At 71.5% G+C, this 21,264-nt stretch carries 21 protein-coding genes; 19 read left to right on the top strand and 2 right to left on the bottom strand.

The features are described 5' to 3' along the window. Positions 1-9: 9 nt before the first annotated feature. Positions 10-1,239, bottom strand: a complete 1,230-nt coding sequence (locus ACFOSY_RS26040; RefSeq protein WP_394311148.1) for a DUF349 domain-containing protein — start codon at positions 1,237-1,239, stop codon at positions 10-12. A 137-nt stretch (positions 1,240-1,376) separates the two neighbouring features. Continuing rightward, positions 1,377-2,198: a peptidylprolyl isomerase gene (locus ACFOSY_RS26035; RefSeq protein ID WP_394311145.1), complete on the bottom strand. Its 822-nt coding sequence runs from the start codon at positions 2,196-2,198 to the stop codon at positions 1,377-1,379. Between the two features lie 180 nt (positions 2,199-2,378). Here ACFOSY_RS26035 and ACFOSY_RS26030 point away from each other — a divergent pair, with 180 nt between their 5' ends. The 19 genes from ACFOSY_RS26030 to nusB all read left to right on the top strand — a co-directional run bounded on the left by ACFOSY_RS26030 (position 2,379) and on the right by nusB (position 21,116). Continuing rightward, positions 2,379-3,086 carry an MBL fold metallo-hydrolase gene (locus ACFOSY_RS26030; RefSeq protein ID WP_394311144.1) on the top strand — a complete coding sequence of 236 codons (708 nt, stop codon included), beginning with the start codon at positions 2,379-2,381 and terminating at the stop codon, positions 3,084-3,086. Positions 3,087-3,097: 11 nt separating this feature from the next. Next, positions 3,098-4,360: a histidine--tRNA ligase gene (hisS, locus tag ACFOSY_RS26025; RefSeq protein ID WP_394311142.1), complete on the top strand. Its 1,263-nt coding sequence runs from the start codon at positions 3,098-3,100 to the stop codon at positions 4,358-4,360. Positions 4,361-4,624: 264 nt separating this feature from the next. Then, complete coding sequence (locus ACFOSY_RS26020) at positions 4,625-5,293, top strand: vitamin K epoxide reductase family protein (RefSeq protein WP_394311140.1); 669 nt, start codon at positions 4,625-4,627, stop codon at positions 5,291-5,293. A gap of 43 nt (positions 5,294-5,336) precedes the next feature. After that, positions 5,337-6,692, top strand: coding sequence for a replication-associated recombination protein A (locus ACFOSY_RS26015; RefSeq protein WP_394311138.1), 1,356 nt, complete (start codon positions 5,337-5,339; stop codon positions 6,690-6,692). 301 nt (positions 6,693-6,993) lie between these two features. Further along, positions 6,994-7,608, top strand: a complete 615-nt coding sequence (gene rpsD / locus ACFOSY_RS26010) for a 30S ribosomal protein S4 (protein ID WP_394311135.1) — start codon at positions 6,994-6,996, stop codon at positions 7,606-7,608. A 200-nt stretch (positions 7,609-7,808) separates the two neighbouring features. Continuing rightward, entirely contained in the window at positions 7,809-8,258 is a 450-nt protein-coding gene (locus ACFOSY_RS26005; RefSeq protein ID WP_394311133.1) for a DUF948 domain-containing protein, read from the top strand. Positions 8,259-8,265: 7 nt separating this feature from the next. After that, positions 8,266-8,634, top strand: coding sequence for a hypothetical protein (locus ACFOSY_RS26000; protein ID WP_225656669.1), 369 nt, complete (start codon positions 8,266-8,268; stop codon positions 8,632-8,634). Next, positions 8,634-11,306: an alanine--tRNA ligase gene (alaS, locus tag ACFOSY_RS25995; RefSeq protein ID WP_394311131.1), complete on the top strand. Its 2,673-nt coding sequence runs from the start codon at positions 8,634-8,636 to the stop codon at positions 11,304-11,306. The genes ACFOSY_RS26000 and alaS overlap by 1 nt, the downstream gene beginning before the upstream one ends. Continuing rightward, the gene (ruvX, locus tag ACFOSY_RS25990) at positions 11,303-11,806 is read left to right on the top strand and encodes a Holliday junction resolvase RuvX (RefSeq protein ID WP_394311128.1); all 504 of its coding nucleotides are present in this window, start codon (positions 11,303-11,305) and stop codon (positions 11,804-11,806) included. Before alaS ends, ruvX begins: the two co-directional genes overlap by 4 nt. A gap of 127 nt (positions 11,807-11,933) precedes the next feature. Then, the gene (mltG, locus tag ACFOSY_RS25985) at positions 11,934-13,679 is read left to right on the top strand and encodes an endolytic transglycosylase MltG (RefSeq protein WP_394311126.1); all 1,746 of its coding nucleotides are present in this window, start codon (positions 11,934-11,936) and stop codon (positions 13,677-13,679) included. Continuing rightward, positions 13,679-14,506 (top strand): shikimate dehydrogenase, encoded by an 828-nt coding sequence (locus ACFOSY_RS25980; protein WP_394311124.1) that lies wholly within the window; start codon positions 13,679-13,681, stop codon positions 14,504-14,506. Before mltG ends, ACFOSY_RS25980 begins: the two co-directional genes overlap by 1 nt. A 52-nt stretch (positions 14,507-14,558) precedes the next feature. Then, positions 14,559-14,894, top strand: coding sequence for a hypothetical protein (locus ACFOSY_RS25975; RefSeq protein ID WP_394311122.1), 336 nt, complete (start codon positions 14,559-14,561; stop codon positions 14,892-14,894). Between the two features lie 181 nt (positions 14,895-15,075). After that, positions 15,076-16,260, top strand: a complete 1,185-nt coding sequence (aroC, locus tag ACFOSY_RS25970) for a chorismate synthase (protein ID WP_394311119.1) — start codon at positions 15,076-15,078, stop codon at positions 16,258-16,260. A gap of 26 nt (positions 16,261-16,286) precedes the next feature. Next, positions 16,287-16,769 (top strand): shikimate kinase, encoded by a 483-nt coding sequence (locus ACFOSY_RS25965; RefSeq protein WP_394311509.1) that lies wholly within the window; start codon positions 16,287-16,289, stop codon positions 16,767-16,769. Then, complete coding sequence (gene aroB / locus ACFOSY_RS25960; RefSeq protein WP_394311117.1) at positions 16,766-17,860, top strand: 3-dehydroquinate synthase; 1,095 nt, start codon at positions 16,766-16,768, stop codon at positions 17,858-17,860. Before ACFOSY_RS25965 ends, aroB begins: the two co-directional genes overlap by 4 nt. A gap of 134 nt (positions 17,861-17,994) precedes the next feature. After that, positions 17,995-18,837, top strand: a complete 843-nt coding sequence (locus ACFOSY_RS25955; protein ID WP_394311115.1) for a Pro-rich N-terminal domain-containing protein — start codon at positions 17,995-17,997, stop codon at positions 18,835-18,837. A gap of 101 nt (positions 18,838-18,938) precedes the next feature. After that, positions 18,939-20,045, top strand: a complete 1,107-nt coding sequence (locus ACFOSY_RS25950) for an aminopeptidase P family protein (protein WP_394311113.1) — start codon at positions 18,939-18,941, stop codon at positions 20,043-20,045. 70 nt (positions 20,046-20,115) lie between these two features. Next, positions 20,116-20,682 carry an elongation factor P gene (gene efp, locus ACFOSY_RS25945; protein WP_006131211.1) on the top strand — a complete coding sequence of 189 codons (567 nt, stop codon included), beginning with the start codon at positions 20,116-20,118 and terminating at the stop codon, positions 20,680-20,682. 2 nt (positions 20,683-20,684) lie between these two features. Then, complete coding sequence (gene nusB, locus ACFOSY_RS25940; RefSeq protein WP_394311110.1) at positions 20,685-21,116, top strand: transcription antitermination factor NusB; 432 nt, start codon at positions 20,685-20,687, stop codon at positions 21,114-21,116. Positions 21,117-21,264: the final 148 nt, after the last annotated feature.

The raw sequence follows: 21,264 nt of genomic DNA, 5'->3' as shown, positions 1-21,264 counted from the left end.
GAGCCCCGGTCAGCCGCCGAACTCCTGGAGACCCTTCAGGGCCTGGTCCAGCAGCGCCTGGCGGCCCTCCAGCTCACGCTCCAGCTTCTCCGCCTTGGCGGTGTTGCCCTGCGCGCGGGCCTGCTCGATCTGGCCCTTCAGCTTGTCCACGGCGGCCTGGAGCTGACCGGTCAGACCCTCGGCCCGGGCACGGGCCTCCGGGTTGGTCCGGCGCCACTCGGCCTCCTCGGCCTCCTGGATCGCGCGCTCCACGGCGTGCATCCGGCCCTCGACCTTCGGGCGGGCGTCCCTCGGCACATGGCCGATGGCCTCCCAGCGCTCGTTGATCGCACGGAACGCGGCCCGGGCGGCCTTCAGATCCGTGATCGGCAGCAGCTTCTCCGCCTCGCCGGCCAGCTCCTCCTTGAGCTTGAGGTTCTCCGCCTGCTCCGCGTCACGCTCGGCGAACACCGAGGAACGGGCCGCGAAGAAGACGTCCTGGGCGCCGCGGAAGCGGTTCCACAGTTCTTCCTCGTGCTCGCGCTGGGCGCGGCCGGCGGCCTTCCACTGCGCCATCAGGTCCCGGTACCGGGCCGCGGTCGGGCCCCAGTCCGTGGAGCCCGACAGCGCCTCGGCCTCGGCGACCAGCTGCTCCTTGATCCGGCGGGCGTCCTCGCGCTGCGCGTCCAGCTGCGCGAAGTGCTGCTTGCGCCGCTTGGAGAACGCCGACCGCGCGTGCGAGAACCGGTGCCACAGCTCGTCGTCGGACTTGCGGTCCAGCCGCGGCAGACCCTTCCAGGTGTCCACCAGGGCCCGCAGCCGCTCCCCGGCCGCCCGCCACTGGTCGGACTGCGCCAGCTCCTCGGCCTCGACGACCAGCGCCTCCTTGGCCTGCCGCGCCTCCTCGGACTGCCGGGCCCGCTGGGCCTTGCGCTCCTCGCGGCGCGCCTCGACCAGCTCCACCAGCTTGTCCAGACGGCCCCTGAGGGCGTCCAGATCACCGACCGCGTGATGGGCGTCGACCTGCTCGCGCAGGTGGCCGATCGCGGCCATGGCGTCCTTGGACGACAGGTCGGTGGTCCTCACCCGCTTCTCGAGGAGGCCGATCTCGACAACCAGGCCCTCGTACTTGCGCTCGAAGTAGGCCAGCGCCTCGTCAGGAGAGCCGGCCTGCCAGGAACCGACGACCTTCTCGCCGTCGGCCGTACGCACGTACACGGTCCCCGTCTCGTCGACGCGGCCCCACGGGTCGCTGCTCACAGCGCCTCCTCCACATGATGCCGTCGAGGGGCCTGTGCGCTCCCCCGGGCATCGTCCACAGTTTCGTCACGGCCAACATAGGCGACCGACGGGATGCCTGTCCGCATCCCGCGCGACCGAAATTACGCAGTTGGGGCTCAGGATGCGGTGACGGTCGCCTTGTCGATCACGACCGTCGCGTTGGGCGCCCCGTCGCCGGCTCCGGTGCTCTCCCCGGCGTCGGCGATCTTCTTCAGCACCTTCAGGCCCGCGTCCGAGACGGTGCCGAACGGTGTGTAGCTGGGCGGAAGCTGACTGTCCTCGTAGACCAGGAAGAACTGGCTGCCGCCACTGTCCTTCTGCCCGGTGTTGGCCATCGCGACCGTGCCCGCCGGGTAGGTGTTGTTCTTCAGGCTCGCGTCCTTCAGGTTCTCGTCCGGGATCGTGTAGCCGGGACCGCCGGTCCCCGTGCCCGTGGGGTCGCCGCACTGAAGCACGAAGATGCCGTTGGTGGTGAGCCGGTGGCACTTGGTGTGGTCGAAGTAGCCCTTCTTCGCGAGGAAGTTGAACGAGTTGACCGTGTGCGGGGCCGCCGACGCCTTCAGCGCCAGGTCTATCGTCCCGCAGGTGGTCTCGAGCGTCATCGTGTACTTCGCCGACTTGTCGATCGACATCGCCGGCTCCTTCTTCCACGTCTGCTTCTCGACCGCGCCCTCGGCCGGCTTCTCGCACGGGTCCGGGGCCTTGCCGGTCTGCTCGGCCTCCGGCGTGACCTCCGCAGCAGCGTTGGTCTTGTCGTCGTCCTGCTTGAACACCCCCGTCGTGTACAGCGCGAGGCTGCCGATCAGGGTCACACCGAGCACCGACGCGACGACCGCGTTGCGGACCCTCGACCTGCGCCGCGCCTCGGTACGCCGCTGCTGCTGCCGCAAGAACTTCTCCCGGGCGAGCTGACGCCGCCGCTGCTCCTGGCTGACCACCGGATTTACTCCTCATGCGTCTCGTGTGCCGGCCGGTACGCGTGCGTGCGGTGAGCCGACCGCCTGCGTGTGCCCCGTACCGTATATGGGTTCGCTGAGGAATCGGCAGCGCCGGTAGGCTCTGACCACGGGCGCAGCCCCGTCGCAAGCCTCCCGTACCGACACAAACGAAGGACGATCGTGCTCATTGCCGGGTTCCCCGCCGGGGCATGGGGGACGAACTGTTATCTCGTCGCCCCCGCCGCCGGTGAGGAGTGCGTGATCATCGACCCGGGCCACCAGGCCGCCGACGGTGTGGCGGAGGCGGTCCGCAAGCACCGGCTCAAGCCCGTCGCCGTCGTCCTCACCCACGGCCACATCGACCACGTCGCCTCGGTGGTCCCGGTCTGCGGGGCGCACGACGTGCCCGCCTGGATCCACCCCGACGACCGGTACATGATGAGCGACCCGGAGAAGGGCATAGGCCGGGCCATCGGCATGCCGCTCATGGGGGAGCTCACGATGGGGGAGCCGGACGACGTCAAGGAGCTCACCGACGGCGCCGCGCTGAAGCTGGCGGGCCTGGAGTTCTCCGTCGCGCACGCCCCGGGCCATACCAAGGGGTCGGTGACCTTCAACCTGCCCGAGTCGGCCGACATCCCGCCGGTCATGTTCTCGGGCGACCTGTTGTTCGCCGGCTCCATCGGACGCACCGACCTGCCCGGCGGTGACATGGCCGAGATGCTCGACTCGCTGGCCCGCGTGTGCCTGCCGCTCGACGACTCGACCGTGGTGCTGTCCGGCCACGGCCCCCAGACCACCATCGGCCAGGAGCGCGCCACCAACCCGTATCTGCGGCAGGTGGCCGCCGGCCCGGGAGCCCAGGAGGCTCCCCGACGAGGAATGTGACGACTACTTCCGTGAGCACCTTCAAGGCACCCAAGGGCACGTACGACCTGCTGCCGCCCGATTCCGCCAAGTACCTCGCCGTGCGTGAGGCGATCGCCGCCCCGCTGCGCGGCTCCGGCTACGGCTACATCGAGACGCCCGGCTTCGAGACCGTCGAGCTGTTCGCGCGCGGCGTCGGCGAGTCCACCGACATCGTCACCAAGGAGATGTACGCCTTCGAGACCAAGGGCGGCACCAAGCTCGCCCTGCGTCCCGAGGGCACCGCCTCCGTGCTGCGCGCCGCGCTGGAGGCGAACCTGCACAGGGCGGGCAACCTCCCGGTGAAGCTCTGGTACTCCGGCTCGTACTACCGCTACGAGCGTCCGCAGAAGGGCCGTTACCGGCACTTCTCGCAGGTCGGCGCCGAGGCGATCGGCGCGGAGGACCCGGCGCTCGACGCCGAGCTGATCATCCTGGCCGACCAGGCGTACCGCTCGCTGGGCCTGCAGAACTTCCGCATCCTGCTCAACAGCCTGGGCGACAAGGAGTGCCGCCCCGTCTACCGGGCCGCCCTCCAGGACTTCCTGCGCGGCCTGGACCTGGACGAGGACACCCTGCGCCGGGCGGAGATCAACCCGCTGCGCGTGCTGGACGACAAGCGCGAGTGGGTGCAGAAGCAGCTCGGCGACGCCCCGCTGCTGCGCGACTACCTCTGCGACGCCTGCAAGGCGTACCACGAGGAGGTGCGCGAGCTGGTCACGGCGGCGGGCGTGACCTTCGAGGACGACCCGAAGCTGGTGCGCGGCCTGGACTACTACACCCGCACCACCTTCGAGTTCGTCCACGACGGCCTCGGCTCCCAGTCCGCGGTGGGCGGCGGCGGGCGCTACGACGGCCTGTCGGAGATGATCGGAGGTCCCGCGCTGCCGTCCGTCGGCTGGGCGCTCGGCGTCGACCGCACGGTGCTGGCTCTTGAGGCGGAGGGCGTCGAGCTCGAACTCCCCGCCGCCACCAGCGTGTTCGCCGTTCCGCTCGGCGAGGAGGCCCGCCGGGTGCTGTTCGCGAAGGTCACCGAGCTGCGCAAGAACGGCGTGGCCGCGGACTTCGCCTACGGCGGCAAGGGCCTCAAGGCCGCGATGAAGGCGGCCAACCGCTCGGGCGCCCGGTACGCGCTGATCCTCGGCGAGCGCGACATCGAGGAGGGCGTGGTCCAGCTCAAGGACCTGGAGTCCGGCGAGCAGACGGCGGTCGGCGTGAACGAGGTCGTGGCGGAGCTCGAGTCCCGCCTCGGCTGACACGCGCGTTCCCGGGCGCCGGGTCCCCGTCCGCGGGGGCCCGGCGCCCGCGTCGTCAACCGTGCGTCCCGGGCCGCCACCCTGTCGGGCGGACCCGCACCGGACGCCTGTACGGACACCCCGCGAGGACCGGCCGAAACCCCGCACCTTCGGGCGAACACCCGTACGTTTTTATCGCGGCCCAACGGCGCGGGAAGGGGGCCGTACGGCACAATGACCCCTGCCCGAAGCAGGTCCACACTCACCAGTGACGGAATCGGCGTGATGAGCAAGACGACAGTCAGGGACGTCGACATGGAGCCAGAACCCTCCGCCTCGCAGCAGCGAGCCGCGGCAGCGCCCCGCACCGAGGGCGCGAGCCGTGCGTTCGCCCTGCTCCTGGTGATCACCGGCGCGGCCGGCGTGCTCGCCGCCTGGGTGATCACGCTCGACAAGTTCAAGCTGCTCGAGGCCAAGGTCAAGGGCGAGACGTTCGTCCCCGGGTGCAGCCTCAACCCCGTCGTCTCCTGCGGCAGCGTCATGGAGAGCGACCAGGCGTCCGTCTTCGGCTTCCCCAACCCGATGCTCGGCCTGGTCACCTACGGCATCGTCGTCTGCGTCGGCATGAGCCTGCTCACCCGGGCCCGCTTCCCCCGCTGGTACTGGCTCATCTTCAACGCGGGCACCCTCTTCGGCGTCTGCTTCTGCGCCTGGCTGATGTTCCAGTCCCTGTACCGGATCAACGCCCTGTGCCTGTGGTGCTGCCTCGCCTGGGCCGCCACGATCATCATGTTCTGGTACGTGACGTCCTTCAACGTCCGCAAGGGCTTCCTGCCCGCGCCCTCCTGGCTCAAGAGCTTCTTCGGCGAGTTCACCTGGGTCCTGCCCGTGCTGCACATCGGCATCATCGGCATGCTGATCCTGACCCGCTGGTGGGACTTCTGGACCAGCTGACCGCCCGCCCCGGGCTGTCGGCGCGGTGCTTTAGGGTTTCAGCGTGGAGCCCGACCTGTTCACCGCCGCAGCAGAAGAACGCCAGGAGAAGGACCCGACCGGCAGCCCCCTGGCGGTCCGGATGCGCCCGCGCACCCTCGACGAGGTGGTGGGCCAGCAGCACCTGCTGAAGCCGGGCTCGCCCCTGCGCAGACTGGTCGGCGAGGGCTCCTCGGGCCCCGCGGGACCCTCCTCGGTGATCCTCTGGGGCCCGCCCGGCACGGGCAAGACGACCCTCGCCTACGTGGTCTCCAAGGCCACCAACAAGCGCTTCGTGGAGCTGTCCGCGATCACCGCGGGCGTCAAGGAGGTCCGCGCGGTCATCGACGGCGCCCGCCGCGCCTCCGGCGGGTACGGCCAGGAGACGGTCCTCTTCCTCGACGAGATCCACCGCTTCAGCAAGGCCCAGCAGGACTCCCTGCTCCCCGCCGTGGAGAACCGCTGGGTCACGCTCATCGCCGCGACCACCGAGAACCCCTACTTCTCGGTCATCTCCCCGCTGCTCTCCCGCTCCCTCCTCCTCACCCTCGAGCCGCTCACCGACGACGACGTCCGTGACCTGCTGAAGCGCGCGCTCACCGACGAGCGGGGCCTGGGGGGCGCCGTCACCCTCCCCGACGACACCGCCGCCCACCTGCTGCGCATCGCCGGCGGTGACGCCCGCCGCGCGCTCACCGCCCTGGAGGCCGCCGCCGGCGCCGCCCTGGACAAGGGCGAGTCCGAGGTGAGCCTGGCGACGCTGGAGGAGACCGTCGACCGCGCCGCCGTGAAGTACGACCGCGACGGCGACCAGCACTACGACGTCGCCAGCGCCCTGATCAAGTCCATCCGCGGCTCCGACGTGGACGCCGCGCTGCACTACCTGGCGCGCATGATCGAGGCCGGCGAGGACCCCCGCTTCATCGCCCGCCGGCTGATGATCTCCGCCAGCGAGGACATCGGCCTCGCCGACCCGAACGCGCTGCCCATCGCCGTCGCCGCCGCCCAGGCCGTCGCCATGATCGGCTTCCCCGAGGCCGCCCTCACCCTCAGCCACGCCACCATCGCCCTCGCGCTGGCCCCCAAGTCCAACGCCGCCACCACCGCGATCGGCGCCGCCCTGGAGGACGTACGCAAGGGACTGGCCGGTCCCGTGCCGCCGCATCTGCGTGACAGCCACTACAAGGGCGCGGGCAAGCTCGGGCACGGCAAGGGCTACACCTACCCGCACGACCTGCCCGAGGGCATCGCCGAGCAGCAGTACGCCCCGGACGCCCTCAAGGACCGCGAGTACTACGAGCCCACCCGGCACGGCGCCGAGGCGCGGTACGCGGACGCCGTGGAGTGGACCAGGAAGCACCTCGGTCGCAAGCGGTCCTGAGCACCCTGTAGAATCACGCGAAGTGCTGTGTCCCGTGTCCGGCTCCGGTCGGCGCCTCAGGCGGGACGACCAGCCGGATCCTTCGATCCAGGAGCGTCGCGCACCGTCGTAGGTGTCGCGGGCAGCCCACCACCACCCGTAAGTCCCGGGACCGGTCGGTGGGCCGTTCGTGTGCTGCACGTATGTGCCCAGTCCAGGGAGCGGCTGCCTGGCTCGTCCCTCGCGGACCTGCCGGGATTCCCGAACTGCGGATGCGACCTCCCGTAACCCTGAGGCAGCCGAAACAGGAAAAGGAAAAGAAGTGGCGAACCAGTCCCGCCCCAAGGTCAAGAAGTCGCGTGCCCTCGGTATCGCGCTGACCCCGAAGGCCGTCAAGTACTTCGAGGCCCGCCCCTACCCGCCGGGCGAGCACGGCCGTGGCCGCAAGCAGAACTCGGACTACAAGGTCCGTCTGCTGGAGAAGCAGCGTCTGCGCGCGCAGTACGACATCTCCGAGCGCCAGCTGGTCCGTGCCTACGAGCGCGCCGCCAAGACCTCGATGAAGACGGGTGAGGCCCTCGTCATCGAGCTCGAGCGCCGCCTCGACGCGCTGGTCCTGCGTTCGGGCATCGCCCGCACGATCTACCAGGCCCGCCAGATGGTCACCCACGGCCACATCCAGGTGAACGGCAAGAAGGTCGACAAGCCCTCCTTCCGTGTCCGCCCGGACGACGTCGTGGAGGTCCGCGAGCGCAGCAAGGAGAAGACCCTCTTCACGATCGCCCGTGAGGGTGGCTTCGCCCCCGACGGTGAGATCCCGCGCTACCTCCAGGTGAACCTCAAGGGCCTGGCGTTCCGCCTGGACCGTGACCCGAACCGCAAGGAGATCCCGGTGATCTGCGACGAGCAGCTCGTCGTCGAGTACTACGCCCGCTGATCCGGCAGGCACGCGGTATCCCGAGCCCGTCGTCCTCCCGCCCTCCGGGGCGGGAAGGCGGCGGGCTCGTCCGCGCCCCGGAGCCTTCCGCCCCGGACCGACGCCGTGGCGCAGGGTAATCCGGTACGGAGACCCGTCACCGGCGCGATAGGCTCGGTCACACGACTTTCTCGATGTTCAGGCGCGTTTCAAGGGAGCGGGTGCACACAGTGTCCGGTGGCGAGGTGGCCGGAATCCTGGTGGCGGTCTTCTGGGCGATCCTGGTCTCCTTCCTCGCCGTCGCACTGGCGAGGCTGGCCCAGACGCTCCGGGCGACCACCAAGCTGGTGGCGGACGTGACCGACCAGGCCGTCCCCCTGCTGGCGGACGCCTCCACGGCGGTGCGCTCCGCGCAGACCCAGATCGAACGGGTCGACGCGATCGCCTCCGACGTCCAGGAGGTCACCTCCAACGCCTCCGCGCTGTCCACCACCGTGGCCTCCACCTTCGGCGGCCCGCTGGTCAAGGTCGCCGCCTTCGGCTACGGCGTGCGCCGGGCCCTCGGCGGCCGCAAGGAGGACGCGCCGGCCAGGACACGGCGCGACGTGATCGTCGGCCGCACCGTCCCGGGCGCACGGCGCGACAAGCGGACCCGGGGAAAGAAGGACTGACCCGACGATGTTCCGCCGAACGTTCTGGTTCACCACCGGCGTCGCCGCCGGCGTCTGGGCCACCACCAAGGTCAACCGCAAGCTCAAGCAGCTCACCCCCGAGCATCTCGCGGTCGCCGCGGCCCACAAGGCGATCGAGGCCGGCGGCCGGCTCAAGGACCGCGCGGTGGACTTCGCCCTCGAGGTCCGCGACCACATGGACCGGCGCGAGGCCGAACTCGGCGACGCGCTCGGCATCAACGCCCCCGTCGACCGCGAACTGCCCGCGCCCCGCGGCTACGCCGTGATCGAGAACCGCAACAGCCCCCCGTACGTCGAGGGCCCGAAGAAGTCGACGTACCCGACGTACCCGTACAACCGGAATGAGGACCACTGATGGAGTCGGCCGAGATCCGCCGCCGCTGGCTGAGCTTCTTCGAGGAGCGCGGGCACACCGTCGTCCCGTCGGCGTCGCTCATCGCGGACGACCCGACTCTGCTCCTCGTCCCGGCCGGCATGGTGCCCTTCAAGCCCTACTTCCTCGGTGAGGTCAAGCCGCCCTTCGACCGCGCCACCAGCGTGCAGAAGTGCGTGCGCACCCCCGACATCGAAGAGGTCGGCAAGACCACCCGCCACGGCACGTTCTTCCAGATGTGCGGCAACTTCTCCTTCGGCGACTACTTCAAGGAGGGCGCCGTCAAGCTCGCCTGGGAGCTGCTCACCACCCCCCAGGACAAGGGCGGTTACGGCCTCGAGCCGGAGAAGCTGTGGATCACCGTCTACCAGGACGACGACGAGGCCGAGCGCATCTGGCACGAGGTCGTCGGCGTGCCCAAGGAGCGCATCCAGCGCCTGGGCAAGAAGGACAACTTCTGGTCCATGGGCGTCCCCGGCCCCTGCGGACCCTGCTCCGAGATCAACTACGACCGCGGCCCCGAGTTCGGCCCCGAGGGCGGCCCCGCCGTCAACGACGAGCGGTACGTGGAGATCTGGAACCTCGTCTTCATGCAGTACGAGCGGGGCGAGGGCACCGGCAAGGACGACTTCGAGATCCTCGGCGACCTGCCCAGCAAGAACATCGACACCGGCCTCGGCCTCGAGCGGCTCGCCATGATTCTGCAGGGCGTGCAGAACATGTACGAGATCGACACCTCCATGGCCGTCATCGAGAAGGCCACCGAGCTGACCGGTGTCCGCTACGGCGACGCCCACGGCTCCGACGTCTCCCTGCGTGTGGTCACCGACCACATGCGCACCGCCACCATGCTCATCGGCGACGGCGTCACCCCCGGCAACGAGGGCCGCGGCTACGTGCTGCGCCGCATCATGCGCCGCGCCATCCGCAACATGCGCCTCCTCGGCGCCACCGGCCCGGTCGTCAAGGACCTCATCGACGTCGTCATCGGCATGATGGGCCAGCAGTACCCGGAGCTGATCACCGACCGCGAGCGGATCGAGAAGGTCGCCCTCGCCGAGGAGAACGCCTTCCTCAAGACGCTGAAGGCCGGCACCAACATCCTCGACACCGCCGTGTCCGAGACCAAGGCCGCCGGCTCCCACGTGCTGCCCGGCGACAAGGCCTTCCTGCTCCACGACACCTGGGGCTTCCCCATCGACCTCACCCTGGAGATGGCCGCCGAGCAGGGCCTCTCCGTCGACGAGGACGGCTTCCGCCGCCTGATGAAGGAGCAGCGGGAGCGCGCCAAGGCCGACGCCCAGGCCAAGAAGACCGGCCACGCCGACCTCGGCGCCTACCGCGAGATCGCCGACCGGGCCGGCGCCACCGACTTCATCGGCTACACCGACACCGAGGGCGAGTCCTCGGTCGTCGGCATCCTCGTCGACGGCGTTTCCTCGCCCGCCGCCACCGAGGGCGACGAGGTCGAGATCGTCCTCGACCGCACCCCCTTCTACGCCGAGGGCGGCGGCCAGATCGGCGACACCGGTCGCATCCGCACCGACTCCGGCGCCGTGATCGAGGTCCGCGACTGCCAGAAGCCGGTCCCGGGCGTCTACGTCCACAAGGGCGTCGTCCAGGTCGGCGAGGTCACCGTCGGCGCCCGCGCCCACGCCGCCATCGACGACCGCCGGCGCAAGGCCATCGCCCGCGCCCACTCGGCCACCCACCTCACCCACCAGGCCCTGCGCGACGCCCTCGGCCCGACGGCGGCCCAGGCCGGCTCGGAGAACCAGCCCGGCCGGTTCCGCTTCGACTTCGGCTCCCCGTCCGCGGTGCCGCAGACGGTCATGCTGGACGTCGAGCAGAAGATCAACGAGGTGCTCGCCCGCGACCTCGACGTGCGCGCCGACGTCATGGGCATCGACGAGGCCAAGCGGCAGGGCGCCATCGCCGAGTTCGGCGAGAAGTACGGCGAGCGCGTCCGCGTGGTCACCATCGGCGACTTCTCCAAGGAGCTGTGCGGCGGCACCCACGTGCACAACACCGCCCAGCTGGGCCTGGTGAAGCTGCTCGGCGAGTCGTCCATCGGCTCCGGCGTGCGCCGCATCGAGGCCCTCGTCGGCGTGGACGCCTACAACTTCCTCGCCCGCGAGCACACGGTGGTCAACCAGCTCACCGAGCTGCTCAAGGGCCGCTCGGAGGAGCTGCCCGAGAAGGTCTCCGCCATGCTCGGCCGGCTGAAGGACGCCGAGAAGGAGATCGAGAAGTTCCGCGCCGAGAAGGTGCTCCAGGCCGCCGCCGGCCTCGCCGAGTCCGCCAAGGACATCAAGGGCGTCGCCGTCGTCACCGGCCAGGTCCCGGACGGCACCACCGCCGACGACCTGCGCAAGCTGGTGCTCGACGTGCGCGGCCGCATCCAGGGCGGCCGGGCCGCCGTCGTCGCCCTGTTCAGCACGGTGAACGGCAAGCCGCTCACCGTCATCGCCACCAACGAGGCCGCCCGCGAGCGCGGACTCAAGGCCGGCGACCTGGTGCGCACCGCCGCCAAGACCCTCGGCGGCGGCGGTGGCGGCAAGCCGGACGTCGCCCAGGGCGGCGGCCAGAACCCGGCCGCCGTCGGCGAGGCCGTCGACGCCGTCGAGCGTCTCGTGGCGGACACCGCCAAGTGACCGGTCCCGCGCACGAGCAGGCGGACGGCCCGGCCCTGCGCCGCGGCCGCCGCCTCGCGGTCGACGTCGGGGACGCCCGGATCGGGGTCGCCTCCTGCGACCCCGACGGGATCCTCGCCACCCCGGTCGAGACCGTCCCCGGCCGGGACGTCCCGGCCGCGCACCGCAGGCTGCGGCAGCTCGTCGAGGAGTACGAGCCCATCGAGGTCGTCGTCGGTCTCCCTCGCTCCCTCAAGGGGGGCGAGGGCCCCGCCGCCGTCAAGGTCCGCGGCTTCGCCCAGGAGCTGGCCCGTATGATCGCCCCTGTTCCGGTGCGGCTCGTGGACGAGCGGATGACCACGGTGACGGCCAGTCAGGGACTGCGCGCCTCGGGCGTGAAGTCCAAGAAGGGGCGCTCCGTCATCGACCAGGCCGCCGCTGTGATCATCCTCCAGCAGGCACTGGAATCCGAACGGGTGTCAGGCAGACCACCCGGCGAGGGCGTCGAAGTGGTCATCTGATCGCGATACGGTAACGTTCCGCGCGATGCGGGCGGTGTTCGAACAGCCCCCGCACAAAGAGAGGCGGAACGGAAGCCGTGGTCTTCAGGTGGCCGGGCTGCCGCCGCCTCGCGGCTCTAGGGGATCGATGACTGAGTATGGCCGGGGCCAAGGCTCCGAACCGTGGCATCCGGACGACCCGTTGTACGGGGACGGCGGATGGGGAGGACAGCAGGCCGCCCCGCAGGCCCAGCAGTCCTACGGCGGCCAACAACAGCAGCAGTACCCGCAGCAGCCGCAGCAGCAGTACGGCGACTGGGGCACGGGTGACCAGCACGGGTACGGCGATCAGGCGTACCCGCAGTACGACCAGTACGGTCAGCAGTACGCGCCTCAGCAGCCTCACCACCCTCAGCAGCCCCACCACCCTCAGCAGCCCGGGCACCAGCAGCAGCCCCAGCATCAGCAGCACCAGCAGCCGCAGTACGACCAGAACGGCTGGCCGACGGGCTCCTATCCCCAGGACCCCTACGCCGGCGGCCCGCAGGACCCGTACGCGCAGCAGCCCGCGCCCTACGGCGGCGAGCAGTCCGACTACTACGGCACCCCCGAGGCCTACCCGCCGCCCGAGCCCCCCGGCCGGCGGCGGCCCGAGCCGGAGCCGGAGCCCGAGCCGCAGACCGACTGGGACCCGGGGCCCGACCAGGGCGAGCACGCGTTCTTCGCGGGCGGCGACGACGAGGACGGCCGTGACGGCGAGCCGGGTGACCGGCGCGGACGCGGCGAGCGCCGGGGCGGCGGCGGCAAGGAGAAGAAGCGGCGCAGCGGACTGGCCTGTCTCGTGGTCGTCGCCGTGTTCGGCGGCGGACTGGCCGGTGTGGGCTACTTCGGCTACCAGTTCTATCAGGATCGTTTCGGCAGTGCCCCGGACTTCGCGGGGGCCGGCAACGGCGAGCAGGTCACCGTCACCATCCCCAAGGGCTCCGGCGGCTACGCCATCGGCCAGGTGCTCAAGAAGATGGGCGTGGTCAAGAGCGTCGACGCCTTCGTCGCGGCCCAGGCGGCCAACCCGGACGGCAAGAACATCCAGGACGGCGTCTACACGCTGCAGAAGGAGATGTCGGCCGCGAGCGCGGTCGAACTGATGCTCAGCCCGAAGAGCCGCGACAACCTGATCATCGCCGAGGGCAAGCGCAACGCCGCCGTCTACGAGCTGATCGACGCGCGTCTGGAGGTCGCGAAGGGCACCACGGCCAAGGTCGCCGAGACCAGGTGGAAGACCCTCGGACTGCCCGACTGGGCCGTGAACCACCCGGACGTGAAGGACCCGCTCGAAGGGTTCCTCTTCCCCTCCAGCTACGCCGTCGCCAAGGGGCAGAAGCCGGAGGACGTGCTCAAGCAGATGGTGGCTCGTGCCACCGAGAAGTACGAGGCCCTGGACTTCGAGACCAAGGCGGCGAGCCTCGGCCTGGAAGGCCCCTGGGAACTGGTGACGGTCGCCAGCCTGGTGCAGGCGGAGGGCAAGACCCACGACGACTTCCGCAAGATGTCGGAGGTCGTCTACAACCGGCTGAAGCCGACCAACACCGAGACCAACCAGAAGCTTCAGTTCGACTCGACCTTCAACTACCTCCTGGGCCAGAGCGAGATCGACATCTCCGAGTCGGAGATCAACAGCAACCCCGACCCGTACAACACCTACACCAACAAGGGCCTGCCGCCCGGACCGATCGGCAACCCTGGCGACGAGGCGCTCCAGGCCGCGCTGAAGCCGACCCGGGACGGCTGGATGTACTTCGTGGCCACCGACGGCATGGACAAGACCGAGTTCGCCAAGACCATCGCGGAGCACCAGAAGCTCGTCGACAAGTTCAACGCGTCGAGGGGCGACTGATGCCGGGCGCCCGCCGTGCCGCCGTGCTCGGCTCCCCGATCGCCCACTCCCTCTCCCCGGTGCTGCATCGGGCCGCCTACGCCGAGCTGGGCCTTCGGGGCTGGACCTACGACCGTTTCGAGATCGACGAGAAGGCGCTGCCCGGCTTCTTCGGGACCCTCGGCCCGGAGTGGGCGGGGCTGTCGCTGACCATGCCGCTGAAGCGGGCCGTCATCCCGCTGCTCGACGCCGTCAGCGAGACCGCGGCCTCGGTCGACGCGGTCAACACCGTCGTCTGCGCCGAGGACGGCCGCCGCACCGGCGACAACACCGACATCCCCGGCATGGTCGCGGCCCTGCACGAGCACGGCATCGACAAGGTGGACACCGCCGCGATCCTCGGCGCCGGCGCCACCGCCTCCTCCGCGCTGGCCGCGCTGTCCCGCGTCTGCACCGGCGAGATCGTCGTCCACGTGCGCAGCAAGGCCCGGGCCGACGAGATGCGGCAGTGGGCGGAACGCCTCGACGTCACCGTGCGGATCGCGGCCTGGGACGACGCCGCGGAGGCCCTGCGCGCCCCGCTGGTCGTCAGCACCACCCCGGCCGGAGTCACCGACTCCCTCGCCCACGCCGTGCCCGAGCGCCCGGCCGCCCTCTTCGACGTGCTGTACGACCCGTGGCCGACCGTCCTCGCGGCCCGCTGGTCCGCGTACGGCGGTGCCGTGGTCGGCGGTCTCGACCTGCTGGTGCACCAGGCGGTGCTCCAGGTGGAGCAGATGACCGGCCGGTCCCCGGCCCCGCTGGAGGCCATGCGGCGCGCGGGCGAACAGGCCCTGGCCGCCCGGTAGGATCCCTGCTCGTTCCGCAGGGGGCGGAACGTCGAGGGAGGGGACCCTTTTCATGTCCGCAGGCGTGCCGCTGGCGTCCTGGAAGACGCAAGTGTTCGAGTCGCTGCTGGGCTTTCTGCCCGACTGGGTGCAGATCACCGTACTGGCGCTGGTGGTGCTCGGCTTCCTGACGGCCTGGACGCTCAAGCTGAAGCGCAGGATCGCCGCCCGCCGCGCCCGGCGCACGGGGGCGCCCGTCCCGTCCGGGCCGAGCGGCGCCGATTTCCTCGGCCCGTACGCGCCGGGAAACCAGGGCGGTGACGCCGCCCGTTCGGGCGCCCGGGAGCCGAGCGGCGCCGACTTCCTCGGCCCGTACGCCCCGCGCCGTGAGGGCGGCGACCGGGCCTGAATCCCGTGCCCGACCGGTGATCCCGGCCGTCCGTCAGGTGGACCGGCGGCCGGATGCCGTGCCCGGCGTGGGAGGATCGAAGGACGGCGGACCGGGACCCGCGCACCCCGTCCCGCCGCGCGCGTACGCGAACAGGAGCGTGCGCGGGGGAGTACCAGGGCGCGAACACGGAGGAGCACCGTTGAGCAGGTTGCGCTGGCTGACCGCGGGGGAGTCCCACGGTCCCGCACTCGTCGCGACGCTGGAGGGCCTTCCCGCCGGCGTGCCGATCACCACGGACATGGTGGCGGACCACCTGGCGAGGCGGCGGCTCGGCTACGGTCGCGGTGCCCGGATGAAGTTCGAGCGGGACGAGGTCACGTTCCTGGGCGGCGTCCGGCACGGACTCACCCTGGGCTCCCCGGTCGCGGTCATGGTGGGCAACACCGAGTGGCCGAAGTGGGAGCAGGTCATGGCGGCCGACCCGGTCGACCCGGAGGTGCTGGCCGGCCTCGCGCGCAACGCGCCGCTGACCCGCCCGCGTCCCGGCCACGCCGACCTGGCCGGCATGCAGAAGTACGGCTTCGACGAGGCCCGTCCGATCCTGGAGCGCGCCTCCGCCCGTGAGACCGCCGCCCGGGTGGCGCTCGGCGCGGTGGCCCGGTCTTACCTGAAGGAGACGGCCGGCGTCGAGATCGTCTCCCACGTCGTCGAGCTGTGCTCGGTGAAGGCGCCGCAGGGCGTGTACCCGACGCCGGCGGACGTGGAGAAGCTGGACGCCGACCCGCTGCGCTGCCTGGACGCGGACACGTCGAAGGCGATGGTCGCCGAGGTCGACCAGGCGCACAAGGACGGCGACACCCTCGGCGGCGTCGTCGAGGTGCTGGCCTACGGCGTCCCCGTGGGCCTCGGCTCGCACGTGCACTGGGACCGCAAGCTGGACGCCCGGCTGGCCGGCGCCCTCATGGGCATCCAGGCCATCAAGGGTGTCGAGATCGGCGACGGCTTCGAACTGGCCCGGGTCCCCGGCTCCAAGGCGCACGACGAGATCGTCGGCACCCCCGAGGGCATCAAGCGGGTCTCCGGCCGGGCCGGCGGCACCGAGGGCGGCCTGTCCACCGGCGAGCTGCTGCGCGTCCGCGCGGCGATGAAGCCGATCGCCACCGTGCCCCGCGCCCTGAGGACGGTGGACGTCACCACCGGCGAGCCGGCGCAGGCCCACCACCAGCGCTCCGACGTCTCCGCCGTCCCGGCGGCCGGCATCGTCGCCGAGGCCATGGTCGCCCTGGTGCTGGCGGACGCGGTGGCGGAGAAGTTCGGCGGCGACAGCGTCACCGAGACCCGCCGCAACGTCACCTCGTACCTCGACCACCTGGCGATCCGGTGAGCCCGCGGATCGTCCTGACCGGCCCGATGGGCGTGGGCAAGTCCACCGTCGGGCAGCTCCTCGCCGGCCGGCTCGGCGTCGGCTTCCGGGACACCGACGACGACATCGTCGCCGCCGAGGGCCGCGCCATCTCCGACATCTTCGTGGAGGACGGCGAGCCCGCCTTCCGCGCCCTGGAGAAGGAGGCCGTGCGGCGGGCGCTCGCCGAGCACGACGGCGTCCTCGCCCTGGGCGGCGGCGCGATCCTGGACCCGGACACCCGGGCGCTGCTCGCCGGTGAGCGGGTCGTCCACCTGTCGATGGACGTCGAGGAGGCGGTGCGCCGCACCGGACTCGGCGCCGCCCGCCCGCTCCTCGCGGTCAACCCGCGCAAGCAGTGGCGCGAGCTGATGGAGGCCCGCCGCCACCTGTACGAGGAGGTCGCCACGGCCGTCGTGCCGACCGACGGCCGCACGCCCGACGAGGTCACCGAGGCGGTCCTGGACGCACTGGAGCTGAAGGAAGCATGAGCAACGAGGCAGTGACCCGCATCCACGTCGAGGGCACCGCGGGCACCGAGCCCTACGACGTCCTGGTCGGCCGGCAGCTGCTCGGCGAACTCCCCGGGCTGATCGGCGACAAGGCCCAGCGGGTGGCGATCGTCCATCCGGAGGCCCTCGCCGAGACCGGGGACGCGCTCCGCGCCGACCTGGCCGGGCAGGGGTACGAGGCCGTCGCCATCCAGGTGCCGAACGCGGAGGAGGCCAAGACCGCCGAGGTCGCCGCCTACTGCTGGAAGGCGCTCGGCCAGTCCGGCTTCACCCGCACCGACGTCGTCGTCGGCGTCGGCGGCGGCGCCACCACCGACCTCGCCGGGTTCGTCGCGGCGACCTGGCTGCGGGGCGTGCGCTGGATCGCCGTGCCGACCACCGTGCTGGGCATGGTCGACGCGGCCGTGGGCGGCAAGACGGGCATCAACACCGCCGAGGGCAAGAACCTCGTCGGCTCCTTCCACCCGCCCGCCGGCGTCCTGTGCGACCTCGCCGCCCTCGACTCCCTCCCGGTCCACGACTACGTCTCGGGGCTCGCCGAGGTCATCAAGGCCGGCTTCATCGCCGACCCGGTGATCCTCGACCTGATCGAGTCCGACCCCGAGGCCGCCCGCACCCCGGCCGGACCGCACACCGCCGAGCTGATCGAACGCTCGATCCGGGTGAAGGCCGACGTGGTCTCCAGCGACCTCAAGGAGTCCGGCCTCCGCGAGATCCTCAACTACGGCCACACCCTCGGCCACGCCATCGAGAAGAACGAGCGGTACAAGTGGCGCCACGGCGCCGCCGTCGCCGTCGGCATGCACTTCGCCGCCGAACTGGGCCGGCTGGCCGGCCGCCTGGACGACGCCACCGCCGACCGCCACCGCACCGTCCTCGAGGCCGTCGGGCTCCCGCTGCACTACCGCCACGACCAGTGGCCCAAGCTGGTGGAGAACATGAAGGTCGACAAGAAGTCCCGCGGCAACCTGCTGCGCTTCGTCGTCCTCGACGGGCTCGCCAAGCCCACCGTGCTGGAGGGCCCCGACCCGGCCGTCCTGCTCGCCGCCTACGGCGAGGTCGGGCAGTAGCGGCCGCCTGACGGGCACTCATCACCGCCCCCGGCCGTTCACAGACCGACGGCAGGGGGCGGTACTGTTCGGTAACGCGGGGACGGCCCCCGCTGTCAGTGACCCATTGCCTGTACGAGACGGAGTGGCACCGGATGCAGCACGCAGTGGGTTCTCCGCTGCCGCCGCCCCACCAGCCGGGGCACGGACCGGCCGCCGGCTGGTCACCGGCCGCGCACCACCCAGGTCAGCACCCGCAGGGCCCCGCGGCCCCGATGCCCGCCCAGCCCCCCGGCTACCCGGCGCCCCCGCCCCAGGCGGGCCCCCAGCACGCCTCCATGCCCCCGCCGCCGGACACCACCGGCCATGTCACGCTGCCGCCCGGCGGCCCGGTCGGCGTGCCGAGCCCGCCGCAGGCCCCGGCGACCCCCGACCCGGGCGCGACGACCCTCGCCGTGCTGCTCATCGGCCCCGCGGGCGCCGGCAAGACGAGCGTGGCCAAGTACTGGGCGGACCACCGCCGGGTGCCCACCGCGCACATCAGCCTGGACGACGTCCGCGAATGGGTCCGCTCCGGCTTCGCCGACCCGCAGACCGGCTGGAACGACAACTCCGAGGCCCAGTACCGGCTGGCCCGCCGCACCTGCGGCTTCGCCGCCCGCAACTTCCTCGCCAACGGCATCTCCTGCATCCTCGACGACGCGGTCTTCCCCGACCGTCCGGTGGTCGGCCTCGGCGGCTGGAAGCGGCACGTCGGCCCCGGCCTGCTGCCCGTCGTCCTCCTGCCCGGCCTGGACGTCGTCCTGGAGCGCAACGCGGAGCGCTCCGGCAACCGCCGCCTCAGCGACGAGGAGGTGGCCCGCATCCACGGCCGCATGGCCGGCTGGTACGGCTCGGGGCTGCCGATCATCGACAACTCCCAGCTGGACGTGCCCGAGACGGCCCGCGTCCTCGACGACGTCCTCACCCGGGCGATAGCCAGCCCGCCGAAGTGGTGAGCCCCGCCTGCTGAGGACGCGGGCCCCGGCGCCGGGCGGCCGGGCCCCCGGTCGGCCCCGCTCGACCGGCGACATCCCGCCGCCGCTCCTAGGCTCGAACCATGTCTGAGGTCTACGCGGTCCGCCGGACGCGCCTCCGGGAACGCTGCAACGCGAGCGGCAGCACCGCCGCGCTGGTGTCCCGGCCCGCCAACGTCCGCTACCTGTCCGGCGCCGCCCCCGAGAACGCCGTGCTGCTGCTCGGCAGGACCGAGGACGTACTGGTGTGCGCGGAGCCCCCGGACGACCGCGTCCCGCACCACCGCCCCGACGAGGCCCTGCGCCTGCACGTCATGACCGGCATCGGCGGCGACCCCGCCGTGGAGGCCGCCGCCCTCGCCGTCGCCCAGGGCGTCGACGCCCTCGCCGTCGAGGAGCACCACCTCACCGTCACCCGGCACCGCGCGCTGCGGGACGCCGCCCCCCGGGTGCGCCTCACCGGCGTCGGCGGCGCCGTCGAACAGCTGCGCGTGGTCAAGGACGAGGAGGAGATCTCCTGCCTCCGCATCGGCGCGGAGATCGCCGACCAGGCCCTGGGCGAACTCCTGGAGTCCATCCTGGTCGGCCGCACCGAACGCCATCTCGCCCTGGAGCTGGAGCGCCGCCTGGTCGACCACGGCGCCGACGGCCCTGCCTTCCCCACCTCCGTCGCGACCGGACCCAACGCCGGCCGCCCCGGCCACCGCCCCACCGACCGGCGGGTGGAGGAGGGCGACTTCCTCTCCGTCTGTCTCGGCGCCACCTACCGCGGCTACCGCTGCGAGATCGGCCGCACCTTCGTCATCGGCACCGCCCCGGCCGACTGGCAGATCGAGCTGTACGACCTGGTGTTCTCCGCCCAGCGCGCGGGACGCGAGTCCCTCGTGCCCGGCGCCGCATGCCGTGACGTGGACCGTGCGGCGCGCCAGGTGCTGGACTCCGCCGGGTACGCGGAGGCGCTTCCCGTCCTCACAGGTCACGGCGTCGGACTGGAAATCGACGAGGACCCTCAATTGACCCCGGCGGCCATGGGTAAACTGGACGCTTGCGTGCCGGTCACCGTCGAGCCGGGGGTGCACCTCCCCGGCCGGGGCGGAGTCCGGATCGATGACACGCTCGTCGTACGCCCCGAGGCGGACGGCGGACCCGAGCTACTCACCATCACGACCAAGGAGCTGCTCGCGCTCTGACCTCGCGCAGTGCGCCTGCCTTCGCCCCGGCCGTCGTCCACGTCAGTCCAGTCCAGGAGATTCCGCAACCGTGGCTTCCACGAACGACCTCAAGAACGGCATGGTGCTCAAGCTCGAAGGCGGCCAGCTCTGGTCCGTCGTCGAGTTCCAGCACGTCAAGCCCGGCAAGGGCCCGGCCTTCGTGCGCACCAAGCTCAAGAACGTGCTCTCCGGCAAGGTCGTCGACAAGACCTTCAACGCCGGCGTCAAGGTCGAAACGGCCACCGTCGACAAGCGCGACATGCAGTTCTCCTACATGGACGGCGACTACTTCGTCTTCATGGACATGGAGACCTACGATCAGCTCATGGTCGACCGCAAGGCCGTCGGTGACGCCGCCAACTTCCTCGTCGAGGGCTTCACGGCCACCGTCGCGCAGCACGAGGGCGAGGTGCTCTTCGTCGAGCTCCCGGCCGCCGTCGAGCTGACGATCCAGGAGACCGAGCCGGGCGTCCAGGGCGACCGGTCCACCGGCGGCACCAAGCCCGCCACGCTGGAGACCGGCCACCAGATCCAGGTCCCGCTCTTCATCACCACCGGTGAGAAGATCAAGGTCGACACCCGCACCAGCGACTACCTCGGCCGGGTGAACAGCTAACCGTGGCTGCCCGCAACACGGCCCGCAAGCGCGCCTTCCAGATCATCTTCGAGGGCGACCAGCGCGGCACCGAGGTCCTGACGGTCCTCGCCGACTGGATCCGGCACTCCCGGACCGACACCCGGCAGCCGCCGGTGAGCGAGTACACGATGCAGCTCGTCGAGGGCTACGCGGAGCACGCGAAGCGGATCGACGAGCTGATCGCCCAGTACTCGGTCGGCTGGACGCTCGACCGGATGCCCGTCGTGGACCGCAGCATTCTGCGGCTCGGCGCGTACGAGCTGATCTGGGTCGACGAGACCCCGGACGCGGTCGTGCTGGACGAGATGGTGCAGCTGGCGAAGGAGTTCTCGACGGACGAGTCGCCCTCGTTCGTCAACGGCCTCCTGGGCCGCCTGAAGGAACTGAAGCCTTCGCTTCGCCGCGACGCGTAGTTTTCGCGCCTCGGCGCCCACGCGCCGCAGGGGTGCGCCCGGAGAGGCGGCTGCGGGCCGGTCGTGGCCGGTCGCGCAGTTCCCCGCGCCCCTGGGGTGCTGGACCCACCGCGTGCCGACGTGCTCGCACAAAACCGCCGGGGTGCCG

This window comes from Streptomyces lusitanus (genome assembly GCF_042647945.1).
GTDB lineage: Bacteria > Actinomycetota > Actinomycetes > Streptomycetales > Streptomycetaceae > Streptomyces > Streptomyces pseudogriseolus.
Note: the sequence above shows the minus strand (reverse complement) of the source record. Positions and strands in the feature narration are given on the sequence as shown.

Bases quoted from the DNA above. Each gene is read 5' to 3' on its own strand.
- ACFOSY_RS26020 (WP_394311140.1), top strand. From the start codon at position 4,625: ATGAGCAAGACGACAGTCAGGGACGTCGACATGGAGCCAGAACCCTCC.
- ACFOSY_RS26000 (WP_225656669.1), top strand. From the start codon at position 8,266: ATGTTCCGCCGAACGTTCTGGTTCACCACCGGCGTCGCCGCCGGCGTC.
- alaS (WP_394311131.1), top strand. From the start codon at position 8,634: ATGGAGTCGGCCGAGATCCGCCGCCGCTGGCTGAGCTTCTTCGAGGAG.
- mltG (WP_394311126.1), top strand. From the start codon at position 11,934: ATGACTGAGTATGGCCGGGGCCAAGGCTCCGAACCGTGGCATCCGGAC.
- ACFOSY_RS25980 (WP_394311124.1), top strand. From the start codon at position 13,679: ATGCCGGGCGCCCGCCGTGCCGCCGTGCTCGGCTCCCCGATCGCCCAC.
- ACFOSY_RS25975 (WP_394311122.1), top strand. From the start codon at position 14,559: ATGTCCGCAGGCGTGCCGCTGGCGTCCTGGAAGACGCAAGTGTTCGAG.
- ACFOSY_RS25965 (WP_394311509.1), top strand. From the start codon at position 16,287: ATGGGCGTGGGCAAGTCCACCGTCGGGCAGCTCCTCGCCGGCCGGCTC.
- aroB (WP_394311117.1), top strand. From the start codon at position 16,766: ATGAGCAACGAGGCAGTGACCCGCATCCACGTCGAGGGCACCGCGGGC.
- ACFOSY_RS25955 (WP_394311115.1), top strand. From the start codon at position 17,995: ATGCAGCACGCAGTGGGTTCTCCGCTGCCGCCGCCCCACCAGCCGGGG.
- ACFOSY_RS25950 (WP_394311113.1), top strand. From the start codon at position 18,939: ATGTCTGAGGTCTACGCGGTCCGCCGGACGCGCCTCCGGGAACGCTGC.